18 protein-coding genes are annotated in these 19,877 nt (G+C 72.5%); 5 read left to right on the top strand and 13 right to left on the bottom strand.

The window, feature by feature from the left end; genetic code table 11:
• Nucleotides 1-103: 103 nt before the first annotated feature.
• The 6 genes from IG02_RS0114220 to map (IG02_RS0114195) all read right to left on the bottom strand — a co-directional run bounded on the left by IG02_RS0114220 (nucleotide 104) and on the right by map (IG02_RS0114195) (nucleotide 6,366).
• Nucleotides 104-1,033, bottom strand: a complete 930-nt coding sequence (locus tag IG02_RS0114220; protein ID WP_051764986.1) for a carbohydrate ABC transporter permease — start codon at nucleotides 1,031-1,033, stop codon at nucleotides 104-106.
• Nucleotides 1,030-2,085, bottom strand: coding sequence for a carbohydrate ABC transporter permease (locus IG02_RS0114215; protein WP_078854461.1), 1,056 nt, complete (start codon nucleotides 2,083-2,085; stop codon nucleotides 1,030-1,032). The genes IG02_RS0114220 and IG02_RS0114215 overlap by 4 nt, the downstream gene beginning before the upstream one ends.
• Entirely contained in the window at nucleotides 2,085-3,407 is a 1,323-nt protein-coding gene (locus IG02_RS0114210; protein ID WP_030746413.1) for an ABC transporter substrate-binding protein, read from the bottom strand. The genes IG02_RS0114215 and IG02_RS0114210 overlap by 1 nt, the downstream gene beginning before the upstream one ends.
• Nucleotides 3,408-3,683: 276 nt before the next feature.
• Nucleotides 3,684-4,469 carry a FadR/GntR family transcriptional regulator gene (locus tag IG02_RS0114205; protein WP_030746411.1) on the bottom strand — a complete coding sequence of 262 codons (786 nt, stop codon included), beginning with the start codon at nucleotides 4,467-4,469 and terminating at the stop codon, nucleotides 3,684-3,686.
• 131 nt (nucleotides 4,470-4,600) lie between these two features.
• Entirely contained in the window at nucleotides 4,601-5,275 is a 675-nt protein-coding gene (locus tag IG02_RS0114200) for a heme oxygenase (biliverdin-producing) (RefSeq protein ID WP_030746409.1), read from the bottom strand.
• 233 nt (nucleotides 5,276-5,508) lie between these two features.
• Nucleotides 5,509-6,366 carry a type I methionyl aminopeptidase gene (map, locus tag IG02_RS0114195; protein WP_030746406.1) on the bottom strand — a complete coding sequence of 286 codons (858 nt, stop codon included), beginning with the start codon at nucleotides 6,364-6,366 and terminating at the stop codon, nucleotides 5,509-5,511.
• Nucleotides 6,367-6,436: 70 nt separating this feature from the next.
• Here map (IG02_RS0114195) and IG02_RS0114190 point away from each other — a divergent pair, with 70 nt between their 5' ends.
• The gene (locus IG02_RS0114190) at nucleotides 6,437-6,670 is read left to right on the top strand and encodes a hypothetical protein (RefSeq protein ID WP_030746404.1); all 234 of its coding nucleotides are present in this window, start codon (nucleotides 6,437-6,439) and stop codon (nucleotides 6,668-6,670) included.
• A 151-nt stretch (nucleotides 6,671-6,821) separates the two neighbouring features.
• On the opposite strand, the gene IG02_RS0114185 is transcribed toward IG02_RS0114190, so the two are convergent.
• Together IG02_RS0114185 and IG02_RS42795 are read right to left on the bottom strand one after the other, a co-directional pair.
• Nucleotides 6,822-8,117 (bottom strand): MFS transporter, encoded by a 1,296-nt coding sequence (locus IG02_RS0114185; RefSeq protein WP_030746401.1) that lies wholly within the window; start codon nucleotides 8,115-8,117, stop codon nucleotides 6,822-6,824.
• A 107-nt stretch (nucleotides 8,118-8,224) separates the two neighbouring features.
• Nucleotides 8,225-8,947, bottom strand: coding sequence for a hypothetical protein (locus IG02_RS42795; protein WP_030746396.1), 723 nt, complete (start codon nucleotides 8,945-8,947; stop codon nucleotides 8,225-8,227).
• Between the two features lie 101 nt (nucleotides 8,948-9,048).
• Between IG02_RS42795 and npdG the strand changes: the two genes are divergently transcribed.
• A complete protein-coding gene (gene npdG, locus IG02_RS0114175; protein ID WP_030746394.1) occupies nucleotides 9,049-9,807 on the top strand; it encodes an NADPH-dependent F420 reductase in 759 nt (252 codons plus the stop codon).
• A 143-nt stretch (nucleotides 9,808-9,950) separates the two neighbouring features.
• Complete coding sequence (locus tag IG02_RS0114170) at nucleotides 9,951-10,148, top strand: hypothetical protein (protein WP_234314732.1); 198 nt, start codon at nucleotides 9,951-9,953, stop codon at nucleotides 10,146-10,148.
• 36 nt (nucleotides 10,149-10,184) lie between these two features.
• Here the strand turns inward: IG02_RS0114170 and map (IG02_RS0114165) are convergent, their stop codons facing one another.
• On the bottom strand, nucleotides 10,185-10,952 hold the full coding sequence (map, locus tag IG02_RS0114165) for a type I methionyl aminopeptidase (protein ID WP_030746390.1): 768 nt from the start codon (nucleotides 10,950-10,952) through the stop codon (nucleotides 10,185-10,187).
• A gap of 65 nt (nucleotides 10,953-11,017) precedes the next feature.
• Between map (IG02_RS0114165) and IG02_RS0114160 the strand changes: the two genes are divergently transcribed.
• On the top strand, nucleotides 11,018-11,320 hold the full coding sequence (locus IG02_RS0114160) for a helix-turn-helix domain-containing protein (RefSeq protein ID WP_030746387.1): 303 nt from the start codon (nucleotides 11,018-11,020) through the stop codon (nucleotides 11,318-11,320).
• A 352-nt stretch (nucleotides 11,321-11,672) separates the two neighbouring features.
• On the opposite strand, the gene IG02_RS0114155 is transcribed toward IG02_RS0114160, so the two are convergent.
• Nucleotides 11,673-12,476 (bottom strand): site-2 protease family protein, encoded by an 804-nt coding sequence (locus IG02_RS0114155; RefSeq protein ID WP_030746383.1) that lies wholly within the window; start codon nucleotides 12,474-12,476, stop codon nucleotides 11,673-11,675.
• Nucleotides 12,477-12,697: 221 nt separating this feature from the next.
• On the opposite strand from IG02_RS0114155, the gene IG02_RS39285 reads away from it, so the two are divergent.
• Entirely contained in the window at nucleotides 12,698-16,522 is a 3,825-nt protein-coding gene (locus IG02_RS39285) for an AfsR/SARP family transcriptional regulator (protein ID WP_078854460.1), read from the top strand.
• Here the strand turns inward: IG02_RS39285 and IG02_RS0114140 are convergent.
• The 3 genes from IG02_RS0114140 to panB form a co-directional block, all read right to left on the bottom strand.
• The gene (locus IG02_RS0114140; RefSeq protein WP_030746381.1) at nucleotides 16,470-17,366 is read right to left on the bottom strand and encodes an ABC transporter permease; all 897 of its coding nucleotides are present in this window, start codon (nucleotides 17,364-17,366) and stop codon (nucleotides 16,470-16,472) included. The genes IG02_RS39285 and IG02_RS0114140 overlap by 53 nt on opposite strands.
• Entirely contained in the window at nucleotides 17,363-18,400 is a 1,038-nt protein-coding gene (locus IG02_RS0114135; RefSeq protein ID WP_030746379.1) for an ATP-binding cassette domain-containing protein, read from the bottom strand. Before IG02_RS0114135 ends, IG02_RS0114140 begins: the two co-directional genes overlap by 4 nt.
• Before the next feature lie 210 nt (nucleotides 18,401-18,610).
• On the bottom strand, nucleotides 18,611-19,624 hold the full coding sequence (gene panB / locus IG02_RS0114130; protein WP_030746377.1) for a 3-methyl-2-oxobutanoate hydroxymethyltransferase: 1,014 nt from the start codon (nucleotides 19,622-19,624) through the stop codon (nucleotides 18,611-18,613).
• Nucleotides 19,625-19,877 lie beyond the last annotated feature (253 nt).

Here is a 19,877-nt window from a genome sequence, read left to right as displayed (position 1 = left end):
TGAGCTGTGCGGTACGGACGGGGAACGGTGAGCGGGGAACGGGGAGCGGGGAACGGGGAGCGGGGCGAGAAGGCGAACGGTGAACGCCGCGCGGCGTCGGACGTCAGCCCTTCGACGCGCCGGACGTCAGCCCCGCCACGAGGTACTTCTGTCCGAGCACCGCGGCGAGGAGGACCGGCACCGTGATGAGGCTGGAGGCGGCCATCAGACCGCCCCAGTCGGTGCTCGCGTAGGAGATGAAGTTGAACAGGGCCACGGGCACGGTCTGGGTGCGTTCGTCGGCGAAGATCAGCGCGAACATGAAGTTGTTCCAGCTGAAGACGAAGGCCAGCAGGGACGCGGTGGCGGTGCCCGGGGCGGCCAGCGGCAGGGTGATGCGCCAGAAGGCGCCGAACGCGGACAGTCCGTCCGTACGCGCGGCCTCCTCCAGCTCGACCGGCAGGCCCTCGAAGAAGCTGATCATGATCCAGAGGATCAGCGGCACCGAGACGAACATGTGGCTGAGCACCAGCACGGTGTAGGAGCCCACCATGCCCGCCTGCGCGAACAGGTAGTACCAGGGCACCAGCAGGGAGATCGCCGGGACGATGCGCGCGACCAGGATGAGGGATCCCGTACGGCGCATCCGGAACCGCCCCACGGCCCAGGCGGCCGGCACGGCGATGATCGCGGAGAGCACGGTGGAGACCACGCCGACGAGCAGCGAGTTGCCCATCGGCCGGAGGATCTGCCCCGTTTCGAGGATGCTCCGGAAGTTGTCCAGCGTGGGGGAGAACCACAGGCCGACGGTCGGGTCCGTCACCTGGACGTTCGTCTTGAAGGCGGCGGCGAACATCCAGACGATGGGCAGCGCGAAGACGACGGTCACGGCCGCGATGGCGATGCCGCGCAGCCAGGCCCCGTACCCGCGCCGGCGCCTGCCGGGGCGCGGTGACGGGACGGTGCCGACGGCACCCGCGCCGGCACCCGCGTCGGCACTCGCGCCGCCCCCGGCATCGGGGCGCCGTACGGAGGAGGAGACGGTGGGGCTCATGCGGTCTTCCTTCCGGTACGGCGGCGGAGCAGGATCACGACGCCGATGATGAAGAGCGTGAACAGGGCCAGGACCGCGGACGCGAGCCCGTACTCCTGGTAGTCGAAGGTGAGGCCGTAGGCGTAGACGTTGAGGGTCTCGGCCTCGAAGTCCGAGCCGCCGCCCGCGCCCTTCGTCGCGTAGAGGATGTCGAACGTCTTGAGCGCGTCCACGGCCCGCAGGACGAGGGCGGTGGCGAGCGTCGGGCCGAGCATCGGCAGGATGACGTACCGGAACCGCTGCCAGCCGCCCGCCCCGTCGACCAGGGCGGCCTCTTCGGGCTCCTCGGGGAGCGTGGTCAGCCCGGCGAGCAGGAGCAGCGTCATCATCGGCGTCCACTGCCAGACGTCGATGAGCATCAGGGTCGGCAGGGACTGGCTCACCGAGCCGAGGAACTCCTGCGGGGGCAGCCCGAGGGAGGTGAGCAGGTGGTTCGCGATGCCGTTGCTGGGGTCGAGGATGAGCAGCCACAGGATGCCGATCGCGACCGGCGTGGTGAGCAGCGGAATGATGAGGACCGTACGCACCCAGCGCATGCCGCGGAACGGCTTGCGCATGAGCATCGCGAGGGCCAGGCCCAGCACGGTCTCCAGCACCACGGCACCGACGGTGAAGACCACGGTGCGCTGCACGGCGGGCCAGAAGCGGCGGGAGTCGCCGAGGGCGTCGAGGAAGTTCTGTGCGCCGACGTAGTTCTTGCCGGCGTTCACCGCGCCGAACGCGTCGGTGAACGACAGATTGAGCGTGAAGACGAGCGGAAAGACGATCATCAGGCCGACGAAGGCCAGCGCCGGGGCGAGCATGGCCCACTTCAGCCGCCGGTTGGCCTGCTCGAAGGTGCGGGGCGCGCGCCCGCGGGAGCCACGGGCGCCGGGTCCGGCCGCGCCGGGGGAGCCGTCGGCCGTGCGGGCCGTCGGGCCGCCGGACGCCGCGGCGGTGCCAGCCGCGTTGTCGGTCGGGTTGCCGGTCGTGTCTTCGGTCGCGCTCGTGGTCGCGTTCTTGGCCGTACGCATCAGGACTCCCGGTGGCGGTTGTCGCGGACGAGGAAGTCGTCGAACTCGGCGTTCGCGTCGCGGGCGACCGGCGCCACCGCCTCGCCGAGGATCCCGGCCACCAGCGGACGGCCGACGATGTCGCGTGACCGGCCCACCTGGAGGACCTGCGGCCGGTCGTAGCCGATGCCGCGCTCCGCGTTGATCCGCATGGTCTCCGCGAGTTCGGCCGGGAAGGCGGCCAGGGTCTTCGCGTCCGACCACGCCGACTTACGGGCGCCGGGGATACCCGCCGCTTGCAGCTCGGCGACCATCTCCGGTCCCGAGGCCCACCGGACGAACTCCCACGCCTCGTCGCGCAGAAGGGAGAAGCGGTTGATCCCCAGGCTCCAGGAGGGGATGTTGTGCGGCCGGGCCCCGGCCGGGCCGGCCGGGAACGGCGCGAACCCCACGGTCCTGCCCACGGTCGAGATCTTGGGGTCGAGGAAGTTGCTGTAGATGGCGTCCGCGTCCACGTAGAAGGCGGCCTTGCCCTGGGCGAAGATCGGCATGGCCTGTTCGAGGCTCATATTGGTGGCCCCTGGTGGGCCCGTACGTTTCAGCAGGCCGCCGTAGTAGGCGTACGCGGCCACCGCCTCCGGCGAGCCGATGCCGGATTTCCCGTCGACGACGAAGTCGCCGCCGAAGGAGTAGAGGAAGCTCGACCACTGACTGACGGCGCCGTTGCGCTGCCCGCGCCCGACGTACCCGAAGAAGTTCCGGTCCCGGTCGGCGAGTTCGAGCGACATCTCCATCAGGTCGTCGAGGGTCCGGGGCGGCCCGCCCAGGTCCTCGACGAGGTCCTTGCGGTAGTAGAGCGCCGGCCGTTCCGTCACCACGGGGACGCTCAGCACCTTGCCGTCCGTGACGGACACCTCGCGCGGGGCGTCCTGGAAGTCCGGCCAGTCGTACGCCGCTTCGCCCTTCACCCGGTCGGTGAGGTCGGTGAGCCAGCCGTTGCGCCCGAAGAGCAACTGGTCCTGGAGCGCGCGGACCATCATGACGTCCACGTCCGTGCCGGAGGCGTTGAGCTTGACGTTGTAGCTGTTGGAGAGCTGGTCAGCGGTCAGCAGCGTCATGGAGACCCTGCGTCCGACGCGGTCCTCGAACCGCTTCAGGCGGCGCTTGATCGCCTGGGACCAGACGTGGTTGATCGCCATGATCCGCAGCGGCGCGTTCGCGGAGGCGGTGCCGCTCCCGGGCGAACAGGCGCCGAGCGACACCGTGCCCGCCGCGGCGGCGGCGACGCCGGCGGCCAGCTTGCCGAAGGAGCGCCGGCTGAGGAACTGGCTGCTCGTGGACATCCTTGTCCTCGACTTTCTGATGTGATGCGTCCCGATCCATCCGATCTATCCGGTCCAACTGGTAGGACCAGTTGGGACCGCAGGAGGGACCGTAGCAACAGAAGTCCCGCGCTGAACAGCCCTTTGGTACCGGTATGACGCTGGGGCGGGTGGTGCGTCACTGAGCGTGGTGATACGGGGGTGCGGCGTGTGTGGTGTGTGCCGGGGTGTGCGGGGTGGTGGGAGGGCGCTATCCCCGGTGCGTTGCCGGTGTCATCCCCGGCCTTGTCCCCGGCTTTATCCCCGGTCGCCGTTCTCGCCGAGCAGCGCCTCGATGTGCTGCCGCGCCATCGCGTCCACGCTGACATCGAGATCGGCGCCGTAGGTGCGCAGCCCGAGCGTCAGATGGGACCGCATCCGCTCGCAGGCCAGCTCGACGTCGCGCGCCACGATCGCCTCGAAGATCTCGGGGTGGTGCGGGACACCGGGCTCGCCGATCGACGGATCGGAGTTCGAGCGGAGCATCATCTCGAACATCATGCCGCTGATCGAGGACAGCATGATCCGCAGGACGGGGTTGCCGCTGGCCGCCGCGATGGCCTCGTGGAAATCGACGTCCGCCTGTGCCTTGGCGACGACGTCGGTGGCCGCTTCCAGGGCGTCCCTGGCCGCCCGCATCGCCGAGATGTCCGCCGGGGTCGCGCGCTGCGTCGCCAGCCGGACGATCTCCACCTCGAGCGGGACGCGTGCCTCGATGAGCTGCCGGACAGTGGGCCGTCCGGCGCGGTACAGGGCGTCGTAGCTGCGCGCCTGCCCGGGCGTCTGCTCCCGGACGAACGACCCGCGGCCCGGCGCGACCTCGATCAGGTGCTGGGCCTCGAGGCGGCGCAGCACCTCGCGCACGACGTTCCGGCTGGCGCCGAACCGGGTGGCGAGTTCACGCTCGGACGGCAGCTTCGTGCCGACGGCGATCTCGCCGGACCGGATGTCGTGCTCCAGTTGGCGCGCGATGCGTTCGGTCAGGAGCCCGCGCTGGGCGGTGGGTGCGCCACGATCCGACTGCGGAGAGGTGGTGGGCGCCATGGTCAGCAGCTTACAGGGGGGCCGTGCGCTCCCGAGTCCGACCGGTCACGCGTCAGTCCGGTCACGCGCCGGTCCGGTCGCGTGTCGGTCCGGGACCACGCACGTCGCGCACGTCGCGCACGTCGCACGCGTCACGCGCTCAGCGGGAACCGTGACCCCAGCTCGCGGAAGACCGCCCCGTTGAAGTCGAACGCACGCTTGCACTCGTCGATGATCCGCTGCTTCTCCAAGTCGTCGGCCGCCACCGCGTCCAGCAGCGCGCGGTAGTCCCGCTTGAACGCCGCCGGATTCTCGATGCCCTCGAAGACGTAGAAGCGGACCCCGTCGCCCTTGCGCGCGAAGCCCCAGGTCTTCTCCGCCGTGGAGCGGATGATCTGGCCGCCGGAGAGGTCGCCCAGGTAGCGCGTGTAGTGGTGGGCCACGTAGCCGCCCGGCCAGGTGCGCGCGCACTCCTCGATCCGTGCCGCGTACGCGGCGGTCGCGGGCAGCGGTTCGAGCCCCGCGCGCCAGTCGGGGCCGCGCAGATGGGCCAGGTCGCGCGCCAGCTCGGGCGTACGGGCCAGCTCGGGCCGCAGGAAGGGCCCGGCCACCGGATCCCCGGCCAGCGCGTCGACGGCGCTCTCCAGCGCGTCGTAGACGAACCACAGCTGCTCGGTGTAGCGCGTGTACGCGGCCACCCCCAGCCGGCCGCCCAGCATGTCGCTCATGAACGGGGAGGTCTCCGCCGCGGTGTGCTGCGCGTGCGAGGCGTCGCGGATGAGCGTGGAGAACGGCGTGGCGGCGGCGGGGTCGGCTGTGGCGTCCAAGGCGGGCCTCCGGGGGCCGAGGGGAACGGGGACCGACGGCGAACCCGGCCCCGGCGGCAGGTGTTGCCGCCGGGACTCATGCTCGTGGCTTAGGCTTACCTAAGTCAATGGTTCCCGACGTCCTGTCGGTAAAAACGCTACCCGGGCCTCGCCCAGCGGCAACCGGGGGAAGCGGGGGGAGCGGGGGAATCGAGCGAACCAGGAGACTGGGGAGACCCGCGAGATACCCCGGGTCAGGGCAGCGTGAGGATGTCCGCGCCCGTCTCGGTCACCACCAGGGTGTGTTCGAACTGGGCCGTGCGCTTGCGGTCCTTGGTCACCACGGTCCAGCCGTCGTCCCACATGTCGTGCTCGTACGTACCGAGCGTCAGCATGGGCTCGATGGTGAAGGTCATCCCGGGCCGCATGACGGTGGTGGCCTGCGGGCTGTCGTAGTGCGGGATGATCAGCCCGGAGTGGAACGACGAGTTGATGCCGTGCCCGGTGAAGTCCCGTACGACGCCGTAGCCGAAGCGCTTGGCGTACGACTCGATGACGCGCCCGATGACATTGATCTGGCGGCCGGGACGGACGGCCTTGACGGCGCGGTTCAGCGACTCCCGGGTCCGCTCCACCAGGAGCCTGGATTCCTCGTCCACGTCGCCGCAGAGGTAGGTGGCGTTGTTGTCGCCGTGGACGCCGTTGATGTAGGCGGTCACGTCGAGGTTCACGATGTCGCCGTCCCGCAGGACCGTGGTGTCCGGGATGCCGTGGCAGATCACCTCGTTGACGGACGTGCACAGCGACTTGGGGAAGCCGCGGTAGCCGAGGGTCGAGGGGTAGGCCCCGTGGTCGCACATGAACTCGTGCGCGACCCGGTCCAGTTCGTCCGTGGTCACGCCCGGCGCGATGTGCTTCGCGGCCTCCTCCATCGCCTGCGCGGCGATGCGCCCGGCGATCCGCATGAGTTCGATCGTCTCGGCGGACTGGACCTCCGGCCCGGTGTACGGAGCGGGCCCGGGTTTGCCGACGTATTCGGGGCGCCGGATCTTGGCGGGTACGGAACGGGCGGGGGAGATCTTCCCCGGTACGAGCAGCGACTGGCCAGACATGCGGCGAGTCTAACCAGCCGTCGTGGGGCACGATGGCGCCAGAGGCACCGGCGAGAGAGAGGAGCCGACGATGGCCCTGTTCAAGAAGCGCACGGTGGGCAAGCCGGGCGAGTGGTACTACTGCCTGCGGCACCGGACGGTCGAGGAAGGCCCGGAATGCCGGGCGGCGGACCGCTTCGGTCCGTACGCCACCCGGGAGGAGGCGTCCCACGCGATGGAGACGGCGCGGGAACGCAACAGGGAGTGGGAGACGGACCCGCGCTGGGACGACGGGACGAAGGGGGAGGGCGAGGGTCCGGCCTGAGCGGCGGGGAAGGCCCGGGCCGGCCGGTACACGCGGGGCCGGGCCGGGCGGCGGCGGGGGCGCGCCGGGCCGGGCGGCGGCGCGGGCCGGGCCTGCCGACCGGACGCGGCGGGCCGGCCGGGCCGGCCGGGCGCGCTGGGACGTGCCGTGCCTACGGCGTCGGGGTCGACGCCTCCTTCTGGGCCTCCTTCTGGGCCCGGCGGCGCAGCGCGTCCTCGTCCGTCGTCGCGTCGTACGTCAGCAGCTTCGGCAGCACCGCCGCCAGCAGCCCCACCGACGCCACGCACGCCAGCCCCCCGCCCCAGATCGCCGGGCGGGTGCCCGTCCAGCCCGCCGCCGCGCCCGCGCGGACCTGGCCGAGCTGGGGGCCGACGCTGTACGAGAGCACCTCGATGCCCGCGAGCCGGCCGCGCAGCTCCTCCGGGACGGTCTGGTTCCAGATGGTGGAGCGGCCCAGACCGCTCAGCATGTCGCCGGCGCCCGCGAGCCCAAGGCACAGCAGCACGACCCAGACGTCCGAGAACCACCCCGCGGCGGTGATCGCCAGCCCCCACCCCGCCGCGCCGAACACCACGAGCAGGCCGTGCCGCCGCACCCGGGAGGTCCAGCCGCTCGTCAGGCTCAGGACCACCGAGCCGACCGACCCGGCCGCGTACATCAGCCCCAGCGCCCACTCGGCGTGCAGATCGTCGGCGAGGAACGGGAAGATCGTGTTCGGGAAGGCGAAGAACATCGCGGCCAGGTCGACGGCGTACGTCCCCAGCAGCACCGGTCTGCTCCACGCGTACCGCGCGCCCTCGGCGATGGAGCGCAGTGACGGTTTCTCCGCGTCGTGCGCGGCGGGCGCGGCCGACAGGCGCAGGCACATCAGTACGGAGACGAGGAAGCCGAGGATCGTGACCGCGTAGGCGGTCGCGTGACCGGCGTACGCGACGACCACGCCCGCCAGTGAGGGCCCCGCGATGGCGCCGATCTGCCAGCGCACGGCGTTCAGCGCGGCGGCGGCCGTGAGCTGGTCGTGCGGCACGATCCGGGCCATGAGCGAGTCCAGCGCCGGGCGCTGGAGCCCGGCGAGCGCGGACACCCCCGCGGCCACGAGGTACAGCGGCCAGAGCAGCGGCTCCGGCAGCAGGGCGTTCAGCAGCAGGACGCCGGCGAGCAGCCCGAGCCCCGCCTCGGTGCCCAGGATGACCTTGCGCCGGTCCACCGCGTCGGCGAGCGCGCCGCCGTACAGCCCGAAGACGATCAGCGGCACCAGCTCCACCGCGCCCATCGCGCCGACGGCGAGCGGGGAGCCGGTGAGGTCCTTGATCTGGAGCGGCAGGGCGATCATCGCCATGAAGCTGCCGAAGTTCGTCACCAGCCCCTGCACCCAGAGCAGCCGGAAGTCCCGGGAGGAGCGGAACGGGGAGAAATCCGGCAGGAGCGAGACGAGAGGAGAAGCCACGACCAGCCATGATTTCCGGACGGAGTGGGCCGGGCAACCGGGTTTCGCCGTGTGCCAGTCGCGTGCCCCCCGGTCTGCCGGGACCGGCCCGGGCGGGTCCGGCGCGGTCACCAGCGGGCGGGTGGCGGCGCCGTCAGCTGATCCGCCAGCCGCGCCAGCCGGTCGCGGAAGCGCCGGCGGCTCCGTGCCCCGGGCAGGCTGTTCTCTCCGGCCGCCGCGCTCACCAGGTGCTGCACGATGTCGAGGTCCACGCCGTCGGCGTCGGTGCCGTAGCTCCCGGTGCCGTGGCTCACGTATCCGCTGTCGTCTCCGCTGGTGCCGTCGTGTTCGTCGCGCAGACGGCGCAGACCGCGCGGATCGCGTACATCGCGTTTGTCGGGCAGCGTCACCGACAGCGCCTCGTGCGCCAGCCCCCGTACATCCGGGTCCCCGCGGTCCAGGGACAGCACCCGCGCTCCGGAGCGCCGCGCGTCGTACACCCGTTCCAGCAGGCCGCCGTCCGGCCGGTCCGGGGCCACGAGGAGCAGCGTCTCGCCACGGCCCGCCGCTTCGAGCCGGCCGAGTCCGACGGCCAGGTGCGCCGGGTCCCCGGGGCGCACCCGGTGCCGTACCAGCGTGGGGCTCAGCTCCGGCAGCCCCGACCACGCCGCCTCGTCCACCAGGTGCGCGGCCAGGTGCCACGGCTCGTACTCCCGGGTGCCCACCAGCAGCAGGCCACCCCCCTGCGGCACGACGGAGGACCGCAGCACCCCCGCGAACCGGCGGGTGAGCGCCGGCCACTCCGTCCCGGCCAGAACCTCGCGCAGCAGCGCGACGCGTACGGCATCCATGGGCCCGCATCCTGCCGCAGGCCGGCCCGTGACGGCGGCGGGTCCGGGGCGTGCTCACCCGTACGTGACCGTCCGGCGCTACCGCGACGTAGGGTCGGGCCATGACTTCTGCGGACAGCACCCCCAGCACCGCCCCCGCCGCTTCCGGCGCTCCTGGCACCGCGGCGAAGGCCCCGGCGAAGGCTCCCGCCAAGGACCCCTGGGACCTCCCCGACGTCTCGGGGCTCGTCGTCGGCGTCCTCGGCGGTACCGGCGACCAGGGCCGAGGGCTCGCCTACCGGCTGGCCAGGGCCGGACAGAAAGTGATCATCGGTTCCCGGGTCGCCGAGCGCGCGCGGACGGCCGCGGCCGAACTCGGCAACGGCGTCGAGGGACTGGAGAACGCCGAGTGCGCGCGCAGCAGCGACGTGGTCATCGTCGCCGTGCCGTGGGAGGGGCACGCCAAGACCATCGAGGCCCTGAAGGGGGAGCTGGCGGGCAAGCTGGTCGTCGACTGCGTCAACCCGCTCGGCTTCGACAAGAAGGGCGCGTACGCCATCACCCCCGAGGAGGGCAGCGCCGCCGAACAGGCGGCCGCGCTGCTGCCCGAGTCGCGGGTGACCGCGGCCTTCCACCACCTCTCGGCGGTGCTGCTCCAGGACCCGGCCGTCGAGCGGATCGACACCGATGTGATGGTGCTGGGCGAGGCCCGCGCCGATACGGACATCGTGCAGGCGCTGGCGGCCCGCATCCCGGGGATGCGCGGGGTCTTCGCCGGCCGGCTGCGCAACGCCCACCAGGTGGAGTCGCTGGTGGCGAACCTGATCTCGGTGAACCGGCGTTACAAGGCCCACGCGGGTCTGCGGGTCACGGACGTCTGAGAGGTTTCCCGCACGCTGCCCGGTCCGGGCGAGTGCGAGTGCGGGCGCGTACGGGCCATGGGGGACACTGGACCGTACGTCCACCCCGCCCGGGAAGCGCCCCCAGGCGCGCCCCCTGGCACCCCCGACAGGAGCCGTCCCCCATGCCCCGCCTGCCCCGCCTCGCTCTGTACGCCTTCGCCGTCTGCGTCCTCGCCGCCGTCGCGGCCGTGGTCTCCTTCGTCCAGGGCAGCAACTGGCTGGGCGTCGTCTGGGTCCTGCTCACCGGGCTCTCGTCCAACATGGCCTGGTACTACCTGCGGCGGGCCCGGTCCGAGCGGCGGGCCGGGGCCGCCGGCTGACGCGTCACCGGGCGCCGCCGGCCCCTCCGTCGACTGCTACGGCAAGGTGAGGATGTCGGCTCCGTCGTCGGTGATGGCGATCGTGTGCTCACTGTGGGCTGTCCGGCAGCCTGTCGCGCTTCGGAGCGTCCACCCGTCGGCATCGGTGACGAGCTCGGCGGTGTCCGCCATCACCCACGGCTCCAGCGCGAGCAGCAGCCCGGGGCGCAGTTTGTATCCACGGCCGGGCCGTCCGGTGTTCGCCACGTGCGGGTCCTGGTGCATCGTCGATCCGATGCCATGACCTCCGAACTCGGTGTTGATCGGGTACCCCGCCTCGCTGAGGACCGTGCCGATCGCATGGGAGATGTCGCCGACGCGAGCCCCGGGCCCGGCGGCGGCGATCCCCGCGGCCAGCGCGCGTTCGGTCGCACTGATCATCGCGACGCTCTCCGGGGGCCTCGCGTCGCCCACGATGAAGCTGATGGCCGCGTCCGCGGCGACTCCGCCTCTGGAGACGGCGAGGTCGAGTGTCAGCAGATCGCCGTCGGCGAGCGTGTAGTCGTGCGGACGCCCGTGGAGCACGGCGTCGTTGACGGCCGTGCAGATGTAGTGGCCGAACGGTCCGCGTCCGAAGGACGGCGCGTAGTCGACGTAGCAGGACTGCGCTCCCGCCTCGACGATCATGGTCTTGGCCCACCGGTCGATGTCCAGCAGGTTCGTGCCGACCGTGCTCCGGCTCTTCAGGGTCCGCAGGATGCCGGCGACCAGGGCACCCGTGTCTTTCGCCCGGGTCAGCAGGGTGGGGTTCAGGATCTCGATCACGGGGCGCCCTTCTCCAGCGGCCAATAACTATACCGGCCATACTATACCGGTACTAGAATCGGGCCATGGTCAGGTTGCCGCTCACTCCCGCAGAGGTCGAACGCGGACAGCGCCTCGGCGCCCTCCTCCGGCGGGCCAGGGGAGAGCGCTCGATGCTCGATATCGCGCTCGACGCACGTGTCTCACCGGAGACCCTCCGGAAGATCGAGTCGGGCCGCGTGGCCACCCCCGCCTTCCCGACCATCGCGGCGATCGCCGATGTCCTCGGCCTCTCCCTCGACGCGGTGTGGGCCGAGATCAACCTGCCCGAACCCGGCGCCGGACCGGTCGGCCCCGGTCGTCACGCACGCGGGCAGCTGACCTCGTAGGTCTCCGGCCCGCAGCCGTGAGGCCGGGCTCGGTGGCCGGCAGGGCCGGCAGGGTCCGGCGTTCGTCGGCCCGGGCCCCGGCCGAGGCAACGGACACGCCCTGGAGGGCGGTGCACACCAGGCGCGGCCGTGGGCCCACGTGGGTCTGCCGGCGGGGAGACGGACGTTGCGTTGGTGCGTGCCCACGCGCGAGGCGTGCCGGAAACGTCACCCCCGCTGAACGCGGGCCCCTCGCGGTCGTCCCCTCTCCTATGTGACCGGTGCCTATGTGACTGGTGCCACGTCCGCGCCCGGGGCGGCTGCGGCCGCCCGCGACGACGCGGCCCGGCCGGCCGACTCGCCGACGGGCCGGCTAGCCGACCGGGCCGCAGAAGTACTCGTTCCGGTCGGTCCAGAAGCGGAAGAGGTTCTGGCCGCAGTAGGAGTCCACGTCCCTGACGCCCAGCGCGCTCAGGATCGCGTCGATCGCGTCGAAGAAGGCCGCGTTCACCTCCGGGATGAACAGGACGATGAAGACGAGGAGCAGACCGAAGGGCGCGAGCGGCTCGACCTGGCGGCGGATCTTGTACGACAGCCAGGGCTCCAGCACGCCGTAGCCGTCGAGGCCGGGCACCGGGAGGAAGTTCAGGATTGCCGCCGTGACCTGGAGCAGCGCAAGGAAACCGAGCGCGTAGCGGAAGCCGGCGGGCACGTCGTCCAGGGCGCCCAGCCAGAACGGCGCGGTGCACACGAGCGCGAACAGGACGTTCGTCAGCGGCCCGGCCGCCGAGATCAGGCTGTGCCGCCAGCGGCCGCGGATCCGGTGCCGCTCGATGAAGACCGCGCCGCCCGGCAGGCCGATACCGCCCATGATCATGAAGATCACGGGCAGCACGATGCTCAGCAGCGCATGCGTGTACTTCAACGGGTTGAGCGTCAGGTAACCCTTCGCGCCGATGGAGATGTCGCCGCTGTGCAGCGCGGTGCGGGCGTGCGCGTACTCGTGCAGACAGAGCGAGACGATCCAGGCGCCCGTGACGAAGAGGAAGACGGCGATCCCGGCGTTCGCCGCGAAGTCCGTCCACACGGCCCACCCGGCGACCGCCGTGACGGCGGCGATCCCCAGGAAGACGGGGCTGATCCGCCGGTTGTCGGCGCGGAGGGATGCGGTGGTCATGCGTCGAGGATAGAAGAGGCTCTGCCGGATGCCGATGGTGCGGTCACAAGGGGCCCGCCGGTGCGGTCACAAGGGGCCGCAGCCCCGCGCGCCGGGGAAGTCCCCGAGTCGGCGGAAGGCCCCGCGCCGAGGAAGGCCCCGCGCCGCGAAAGTCTCCGCGCCGGGGCCGGCGTCCGGCAGGGCGGCGTGAACGGGTGTCCGACGCCGGGGACAATGGGCGGATGCGCTACCGCGTCCTCGGCACCACCCGCGCCCTGCGTGACGACGGCACCCCGGCCGCCGTCGGGGGCGCCCGGCTGCGTGCGCTGCTCACCGTGCTCGCCCTGCGCGCCGGTCGCGCGGTGCCGGTCGGTGTGCTCGTCGCCGAGGTGTGGGGCGACGAGCCGCCCGCCGACGCGGTCGGCGCCCTCCAGGCGCTGGTCGGACGGTTGCGCCGGGCGCTCGGCCCGGGGGTCGTGGTCTCGGCGGACGGCGGCTACCGGCTCTGCGCGGACGAGGACGAGGTGGATCTCCACCGCTTCGGCAGGCTCGCGAGCGAGGGCGCGCGGGCGCTGGAGGAGGGCGATCCGGCGAAGGCGGCCGCGCTGCTCGACGAGGCACTCGGGCTGTGGGCCGGGCCCGCGCTGGCCGACCTGCCGGACCGCGGGGCGGAGGCGGCACGCTGGGAGACCCGTCGCGGGGAGGCCCGCCGATCCCTGCTCACCGCCGAGCTGGCGCTGGGCCGGGCGGACGAGGCGCTGCCCGAACTGGCCGCGCTGTGCGACGAGTTCCCGCTGGACGAGCGGCTCCATGCCCTGCGCATACGGGCCTTGCGCGAGGCCGCCCGCCCGGCGGAGGCCCTGGCCGCGTACGAGGAGGTCCGGCGTTCCCTGGCCGACCGGCTCGGCACGGGCCCCGGCCCCGAACTGCGCGCGCTGCACGCCGACCTGCTCCACGGCGGCGACCGCGGGAACGGTCCCGGCGGCCGTCCCGGGCGGTCCGCCCGGGACGGAGACCCGCCCCCGGACGGTGCCCCGGACTCGGACGGCGTCGTGAGCGCGGGCGGCGCCCCGGACTCGGACGGTGCCGTGCCCCCGGACGGTACGGGCGTCGGCGGCCCCGGGCCCGGGGCCGTACCGCCTCCGGGCAATCTCCGTGCCCGGCTGACCAGTTTCGTCGGGCGGGAGGCGGACATCGACGCCATCCGGGACGATCTGGGGCGGTCCCGGCTCGTCACACTGCTCGGCCCCGGCGGTGCCGGGAAGACGCGACTCTCGCAGGAGGCCGCCGAGCGGGTCGCGGACGGGTGGCCGGACGGGGTGTGGCTCGCGGAACTGGCGCCCGTGGAGGACCCGTCGACCGTGCCGGAGGCCGTACTGGCGGCGCTCGGCGCGCGGCAGACCGTGCTGCGCGGCGCGGGGGCCGGAGAACTGCGTGCCGTTGACCCGCATGCCGCCGAGCCGCTCGCACGGCTTGTCGAACACTGTGCGCGCCGCCGCATGATCCTGTTGCTCGACAACTGCGAACACCTCGTACAGGGTGCCGCCGACCTCGTCCAGGAACTGCTCACGCACTGCCCGGGGCTGACCGTCCTGGCGACCAGCAGGGAACCTCTGGGGGTGCCCGGCGAGACCGTACGCCCCGTGGAGCCGCTGCCACCGGACCCGGCACACCGGCTGTTCGGGGAGCGGGGCCGGGCGGTGCGGCCGGGGTTCGAGCCCGCCGCGGACCCGGGCGCGGTCGAGGAGATCTGCCGTCGGCTGGACGGGCTGCCGCTGGCCATCGAACTGGCCGCCGCCCGGCTCCGTATGCTGACTCCACGTCAGATAGCGGACCGTCTCGACGACCGCTTCCGGCTGCTGACCAGCGGAAGCAGGACCGTCCTGCCGCGTCAGCAGACCCTGCGGGCCGTCGTGGACTGGTCCTGGGACCTGCTCGACGCGCGGGAACGCGCCGTACTGCGGCGGCTCTCCGTCGTCGCGGGCGGCTGTGACCTCACCGCGGCCGAGAACATCTGCGCGGACTCGTGGCCGAGCCCGGCAGGGGACTCCCGGGCGGGCACTTCGGCCGGCCCCGGGCCGGGTGCCCGGGAGGAGGAGCCGCCGCCGTACGAGAACCGGGCGGCGGCCGTCGACGCCGGTGAGGTCGGTGACGCCGGTGAGGTCGTCGGCGTCGGAAGCTCCGTCGACCCGACGTATCCCGTCAGCGCCCCGGACACCCGCGGTACCGCGGGCCCCGGCACCGCGGGCCCCGTCGAGTACCGTGACGTCGCCGCGCTCCTGGGCTCGCTCATCGACAAGTCCCTCGTCGTGGCCACCCCCTCGGCGGGCGGCGAGATGCGCTATCGGCTCCTGGAGACCGTCGCCGAGTACGCCGCCGAGCGCCTTGACGAGTCGGGTGAACGGGCCGCCGCCGCCCACCGCCACCTGGTGTACTACCGCGAACTCGCCCGTACCACCGACCCGTTGCTGCGCGGCCGGGGCCAGCGCGCCGCGCTCACACGGTTGCAGCTGGAGTACGAGAACCTGCGCACCGCGCTGCGCCGCGCCGTGGCCGCCCACAACGAGCAGGAGGGACTGTGCCTCGTCCTCTCCCTCGGCTGGTTCTGGCAGATGCTGGACCTGCGCGCCGACGCCCGTCAGTGGGCGCTGGCCGTGAGCGCGCTCGGCCCCGATCCGTTCACCTCGCCCGCCGAGCCCGCGCCACCGATCGAGGCGCGCTGTACGGACGCGCCGCCGCCCCTGGCGCCCGACGTGCTCCAGGAGGCCCGGCGCCAGGTGCGGCTGATCGAAGTGGCCACCATGAACCACCAGGAGGACGGCTGGACCACGCCCGCCCGGCGGGCATGGCTGCGCACGGTCGTCCTGGTCTACCGCCCCGGCCTGCCGCAGACCTGCCGGTTCCCCGGGAGCCTCTGGCTCTACGCGGTGATGCTCACCGGCGACGACGAACTGCTGCGGCACGTCTTGGACGAGACCGTGCGCGCCTGCGCGGAACTGGGGTACGACTGGGAGCTCGCCGGTGCGCTGCAGGCCCGGGCGAACGTGCTGGCGAACCGGCTTATGTGGGCCGGCGACGCGGGCCGCGACGCCGATCGCAGCCTGGAGATCTACGAGCGGCTCGGCGACGCCTGGGGCGCGGCGGAGGCGCTCTCCGCCCGGGGCGAGGCCAGGGAGCGCGGCGGCGACCACGCCCTCGCCGCGGAGGACTACGCGGCGGCCATCGGCCATGCGGACGGACTCGGGGCGCGCAGCCAGGTCATCCTGTTGCGGACGCGGGTGGCGGGGACCCTGTTCGAGAGGGGCCGGGGCGAGGAGGGCGAACGCCTCATCCGGGAACTGCTGGAGGAGGGCGGGGACGAGGCCCATCAGAGCCTGCTCGTCGCCCGCCTCTTCCTGACGGTCTGGCTGGGCTGCACGGGACGCGTGGCCGAGGCGAGGCAGCACATGCGGACGTTGCTGGAGGTGTTCAGAGGCGAGACGCTGGCTCTCTTCGTCGGCATGATGAAGGGGCACGTCGCCTGGCTGGACTGTGAGGAGGGGCAGTACGCGACGGCGCTGGCCGGCGTCCGCGAGGCGCTGGTGCAAGCACGGGCGCCGCTGTCGCGGTTGATCGCCCCGGAACTGGCCGTCGGCCAGCTGATGACGGCCGCGTGGGCCCTGGGCGGCCTGGCAGCCGACCGGCCCGCCCCCGGCCTCCGCGAGGACCGCGACGCTGACGGAGGGTCGGACGCCGACGGAAGACGGGACCCTGCCCGAGGGCGCGACGCCGACCGAGGGCGGGACGCCGACCGCGCGTGGGACGCCGCCCGGCTGGTCGGTGCCCACGAGGCGCTGCTGCCCACCGGCCACGTCCGCACCTACATGGAACGGCACGTCAGGGAACGGGCCGTCGCGACCGTCCGGGCCGTCCTCAGTGACGAGGCGTTCGAAACGGCGCGCACCGAGGGCGGCGGCCTCACCCTGGAGGAAGCCGCCGCCCTGCTCGGACCGGCGGATCCGGACCACGCCGGGCTCAGGACTTCTTGCGGAACTTGCCCACCGCCAGCGGCGCCGTCACCAGCGTGATGCCCGCCGCCCACGCCAGCGTCATCCACACCGAGTGCGCGACCGGCCCGCCGTTGATCATGTTCCGGGCCGCGTCCGCCAGGTTCGACAACGGGTTGTAGTCCGTGAACGTCTGCAGCCAGCCGGGCATCGTGGTCGGCGGTGCGAAGATCGACGAGCCGAACTGCAACGGCATCAGGACGAGCATGGCCACTCCCTGCACGGCCTGTGCCGTCTTCATGGTGAGACCCAGCAGGATGAAGACCCACATCAGGGAGGCGCCGAACGCCACCGACAGACCGACTGCGCCGAACAGCTCCGCCACCGACGTCTTTATCTCCATGCCGAGCAGGAAGCCCATGCCGAGCAGGATCGCCGTGGCGACGAGCATGCGGCCTATCTCGACCACGATCTTGGCTATCAGGACCGACGACCGGGCGATCGGCATCGTGCGGAAGCGGTCCATGACGCCCTTGCGGAAGTCGTCGTTCATGCCCGTGCCGACGGCCATGGAGATGTTCATGCCCATCATCGCCATCAGTCCGGGCACCACGTAGTTCACGTAGTCCTCCCGGCTGCCGCCCAGACTCTGGCCCACGGAACCGCCGAAGACGTAGACGAACAGCAGGGTGAAGATGATCGGCATCAGCAGGACGTCGAACATCGACTCCGGATCCGCCTTGATCTGGAGCGCGTTGCGCCGGACCAGCGCGCCGATGTGGCGGAGGTTGGACCGCAGGCCGATCCGGCCCTCGCCGACAGAGGCGGGATCGGCGCCGCCACCGGGCCCGGGGCCGGGAGCGGGAGTCCGCTCCGGGGCGGCGGCGGGAGTGAAGGGAGTGGAAGGAGGTGTGGTCGTGCTCATGCCGCGATCTCCTCGGGTGCGGTGTCGGACACGGAGGCCGTCTTCTGGCCGGTGATGGCCAGGAACACCTCGTCCAGGCTGGGCAGATGGGTGCCTATGTGGGCGATGGAGAGGCCGCGCTCGCCCAGCAGGCCGATGACGGCGGTCAGTTGTTCGTCGCTGAGGATCGGCACGTACAACAGCCCTTCTTCGGGCACCGCTTGGGCACCGGACAGGCCGTCGAGCCCCGTTTCGGTGACCGCGCGGGCCATCGCGGGCAGGTCGGCCGGGTCGGTCGGGCGGATCTGGAGCGTGCGGCCGCCGACCTTGGCCTTCAGCTCGTCCACCCCACCGCCCGCGATGATCCGTCCCCGGTCGATGACGGTCAGCTCGCTCGCCAACTGCTCGGCCTCTTCCATGTACTGGGTGGTGAGCAGCACGGTGGCCCCCTCCGCCACCATGCTCCGCACCTCGTCCCAGACCTCGTTGCGCGTACGGGGGTCGAGACCCGTCGTCGGCTCGTCCAGGTAGAGGACCGCCGGGCGGCCGATCATCGATGCGGCGAGGTCGAGCCGGCGCCGCATCCCGCCGGAGTACTGGGCCGCGGGCTTCCTGGCGGCTTCGGTGAGCGAGAAGCGCTCCAGCAGCTCGTCCGCCCGGCGGCGGGACTCCTTGCGGGAGAGATCGAGCAGCCGCCCGATCATGTAGAGGTTCTCCCGGCCGGAGAGCTTCTCGTCGACCGAGGCGTACTGACCGGTGAGACCGATCACGCGCCGCAGCTGGCGGGGCTGGCGCAGCACGTCGTACCCCGCGACCCTGGCCGTACCGGCGTCGGGCTGGACGAGCGTGGAGAGGATGCGGACGAGTGTCGTCTTGCCGGCGCCGTTCGGACCGAGCACACCGAGGACCGTGCCCTCGCGCACGTCGAGGTCCACCCCGTCGAGCGCCCGGGTGCCCTGGGGCCCGCCGTACTGCTTGACCAGCCCCCGCACCTCTACGGCATGGCCCGTGCGGCCGCCGTCCGGTTTCTTGTCGATTCGCGTCATGTGCCCCATCACAGCATCCGCCACTGACAATCCGCCGACAGTCCACCGACAGCCTGTGGACGACCCGGCGACAGACGCCCGGCAGGGCCGCATCTGTCGGCGAGCGATCGCCGGAGGTGACCCGGCACCGGGCAAGCCCACGCGTGGGTGAGGTTGCCCGGGGTGCCGGCGGCCGCCCGGCCGGGCGCGGTGCCGGGAGAGGGCGTTACGGGAGAGGCCCTAGTGGAAGGTGTGCTCCTCCTGCGGGAACGTTCCGTCCACGACCTCCTCGGCGAACGCCTTCGCCGCGTCGCCCAGCGTCCGCCGGAGGTTCGCGTACTGCTTCGTGAAGCGCGGCACCTTGCCGCCGGTGAGCCCCACCATGTCCGTGTACACGAGCACCTGCGCGTCCGTCTGCGGACCGGCACCGATCCCGACGGTCGGGATGTGCAGGACGCGGGTCACCTCTGCGGCGAGCTCCGCCGGCACCAGTTCGAGCACCACCGCGAACGCCCCCGCGTCCTGGACCGCCTTGGCGTCGCGCAGCAGCTGCTGGGCGGCCTCCTCGCCCCGGCCCTGCACCCGGTAGCCCATCGCGTTGACCGACTGCGGGGTGAGCCCGATGTGGGCCATGACCGGGATGCCGGACTGGACCAGCAGCTCGATCTGCCCGTGCGAGCGCTCGCCGCCCTCCAGCTTGACGGCGCCCACGCCCGCGTCCTTGACCAGCCGTGTGGCGCTGCGCAGGGCCTGCACCGGGCCTTCCTGGTACGAGCCGAAGGGGAGATCGCCGACGATCAGGGCGCGTTCGGTGCCCCGTACCACGGCGGCGGCGAGCATGGCCATCTCGTCGAGGGTCACGGGCACGGTCGTCTCGTACCCGAGGTGGCAGTTGCCCATCGAGTCGCCGACGAGCATGACGGGGATGCCGGCCTCGTCGAAGACGGACGCCGTCATCGCGTCGTAGGCGGTGAGCATCGGCCACTTCTCGCCGCGCTCCTTGGCGGCGGCGATGTCGTGGACGGTGATACGGCGCGACGTCCTGCCGCCGTACAGCGCCTTGGGGTTCCTCGCCTTGGCCGTATCGGCCGTACCGACGCCACTCGCCGCGTCAGCGGTACCGGCCGTACCGGCCGTACGGGCCGTGTCCGTGGTCCGCGCGGTCTCCGTCGTGCCGGAGGTGTCGGTGGCGTGGGTGGCGTCCGTCGGGGTTCCCGCGTCCGCGGGCGGCTTCGTCGCAGCCTGAAGAGTCATGGCCCATGGCCCTTTCGTCATCTCGAGGCGCCCTGTCGGCGTCCCCGGACCACGTCCATGGTGGCATCCCCGCACCACCGGCGAAAGGGCCCTGACCGGTCCGCCCAGCCTGACGCCCGGCCGGCCTGACCGGCCAGGCCGGACCGCACGTCGCGCACGGCCGCCGGCCCCCCGGACCCGCCGCACGGCCGCCGGCTCCCGGACCCGCCGCACGGTAAAAGGTTCGCAAGGCATTCCGATACGAGACGGTTCC

Origin of the sequence: Streptomyces sp. NRRL F-5135, assembly GCF_000719775.1 — a bacterium.
GTDB classification, from domain to species: Bacteria; Actinomycetota; Actinomycetes; order Streptomycetales; family Streptomycetaceae; genus Streptomyces; species Streptomyces hebeiensis.
Note: the sequence above shows the minus strand (reverse complement) of the source record. Positions and strands in the feature narration are given on the sequence as shown.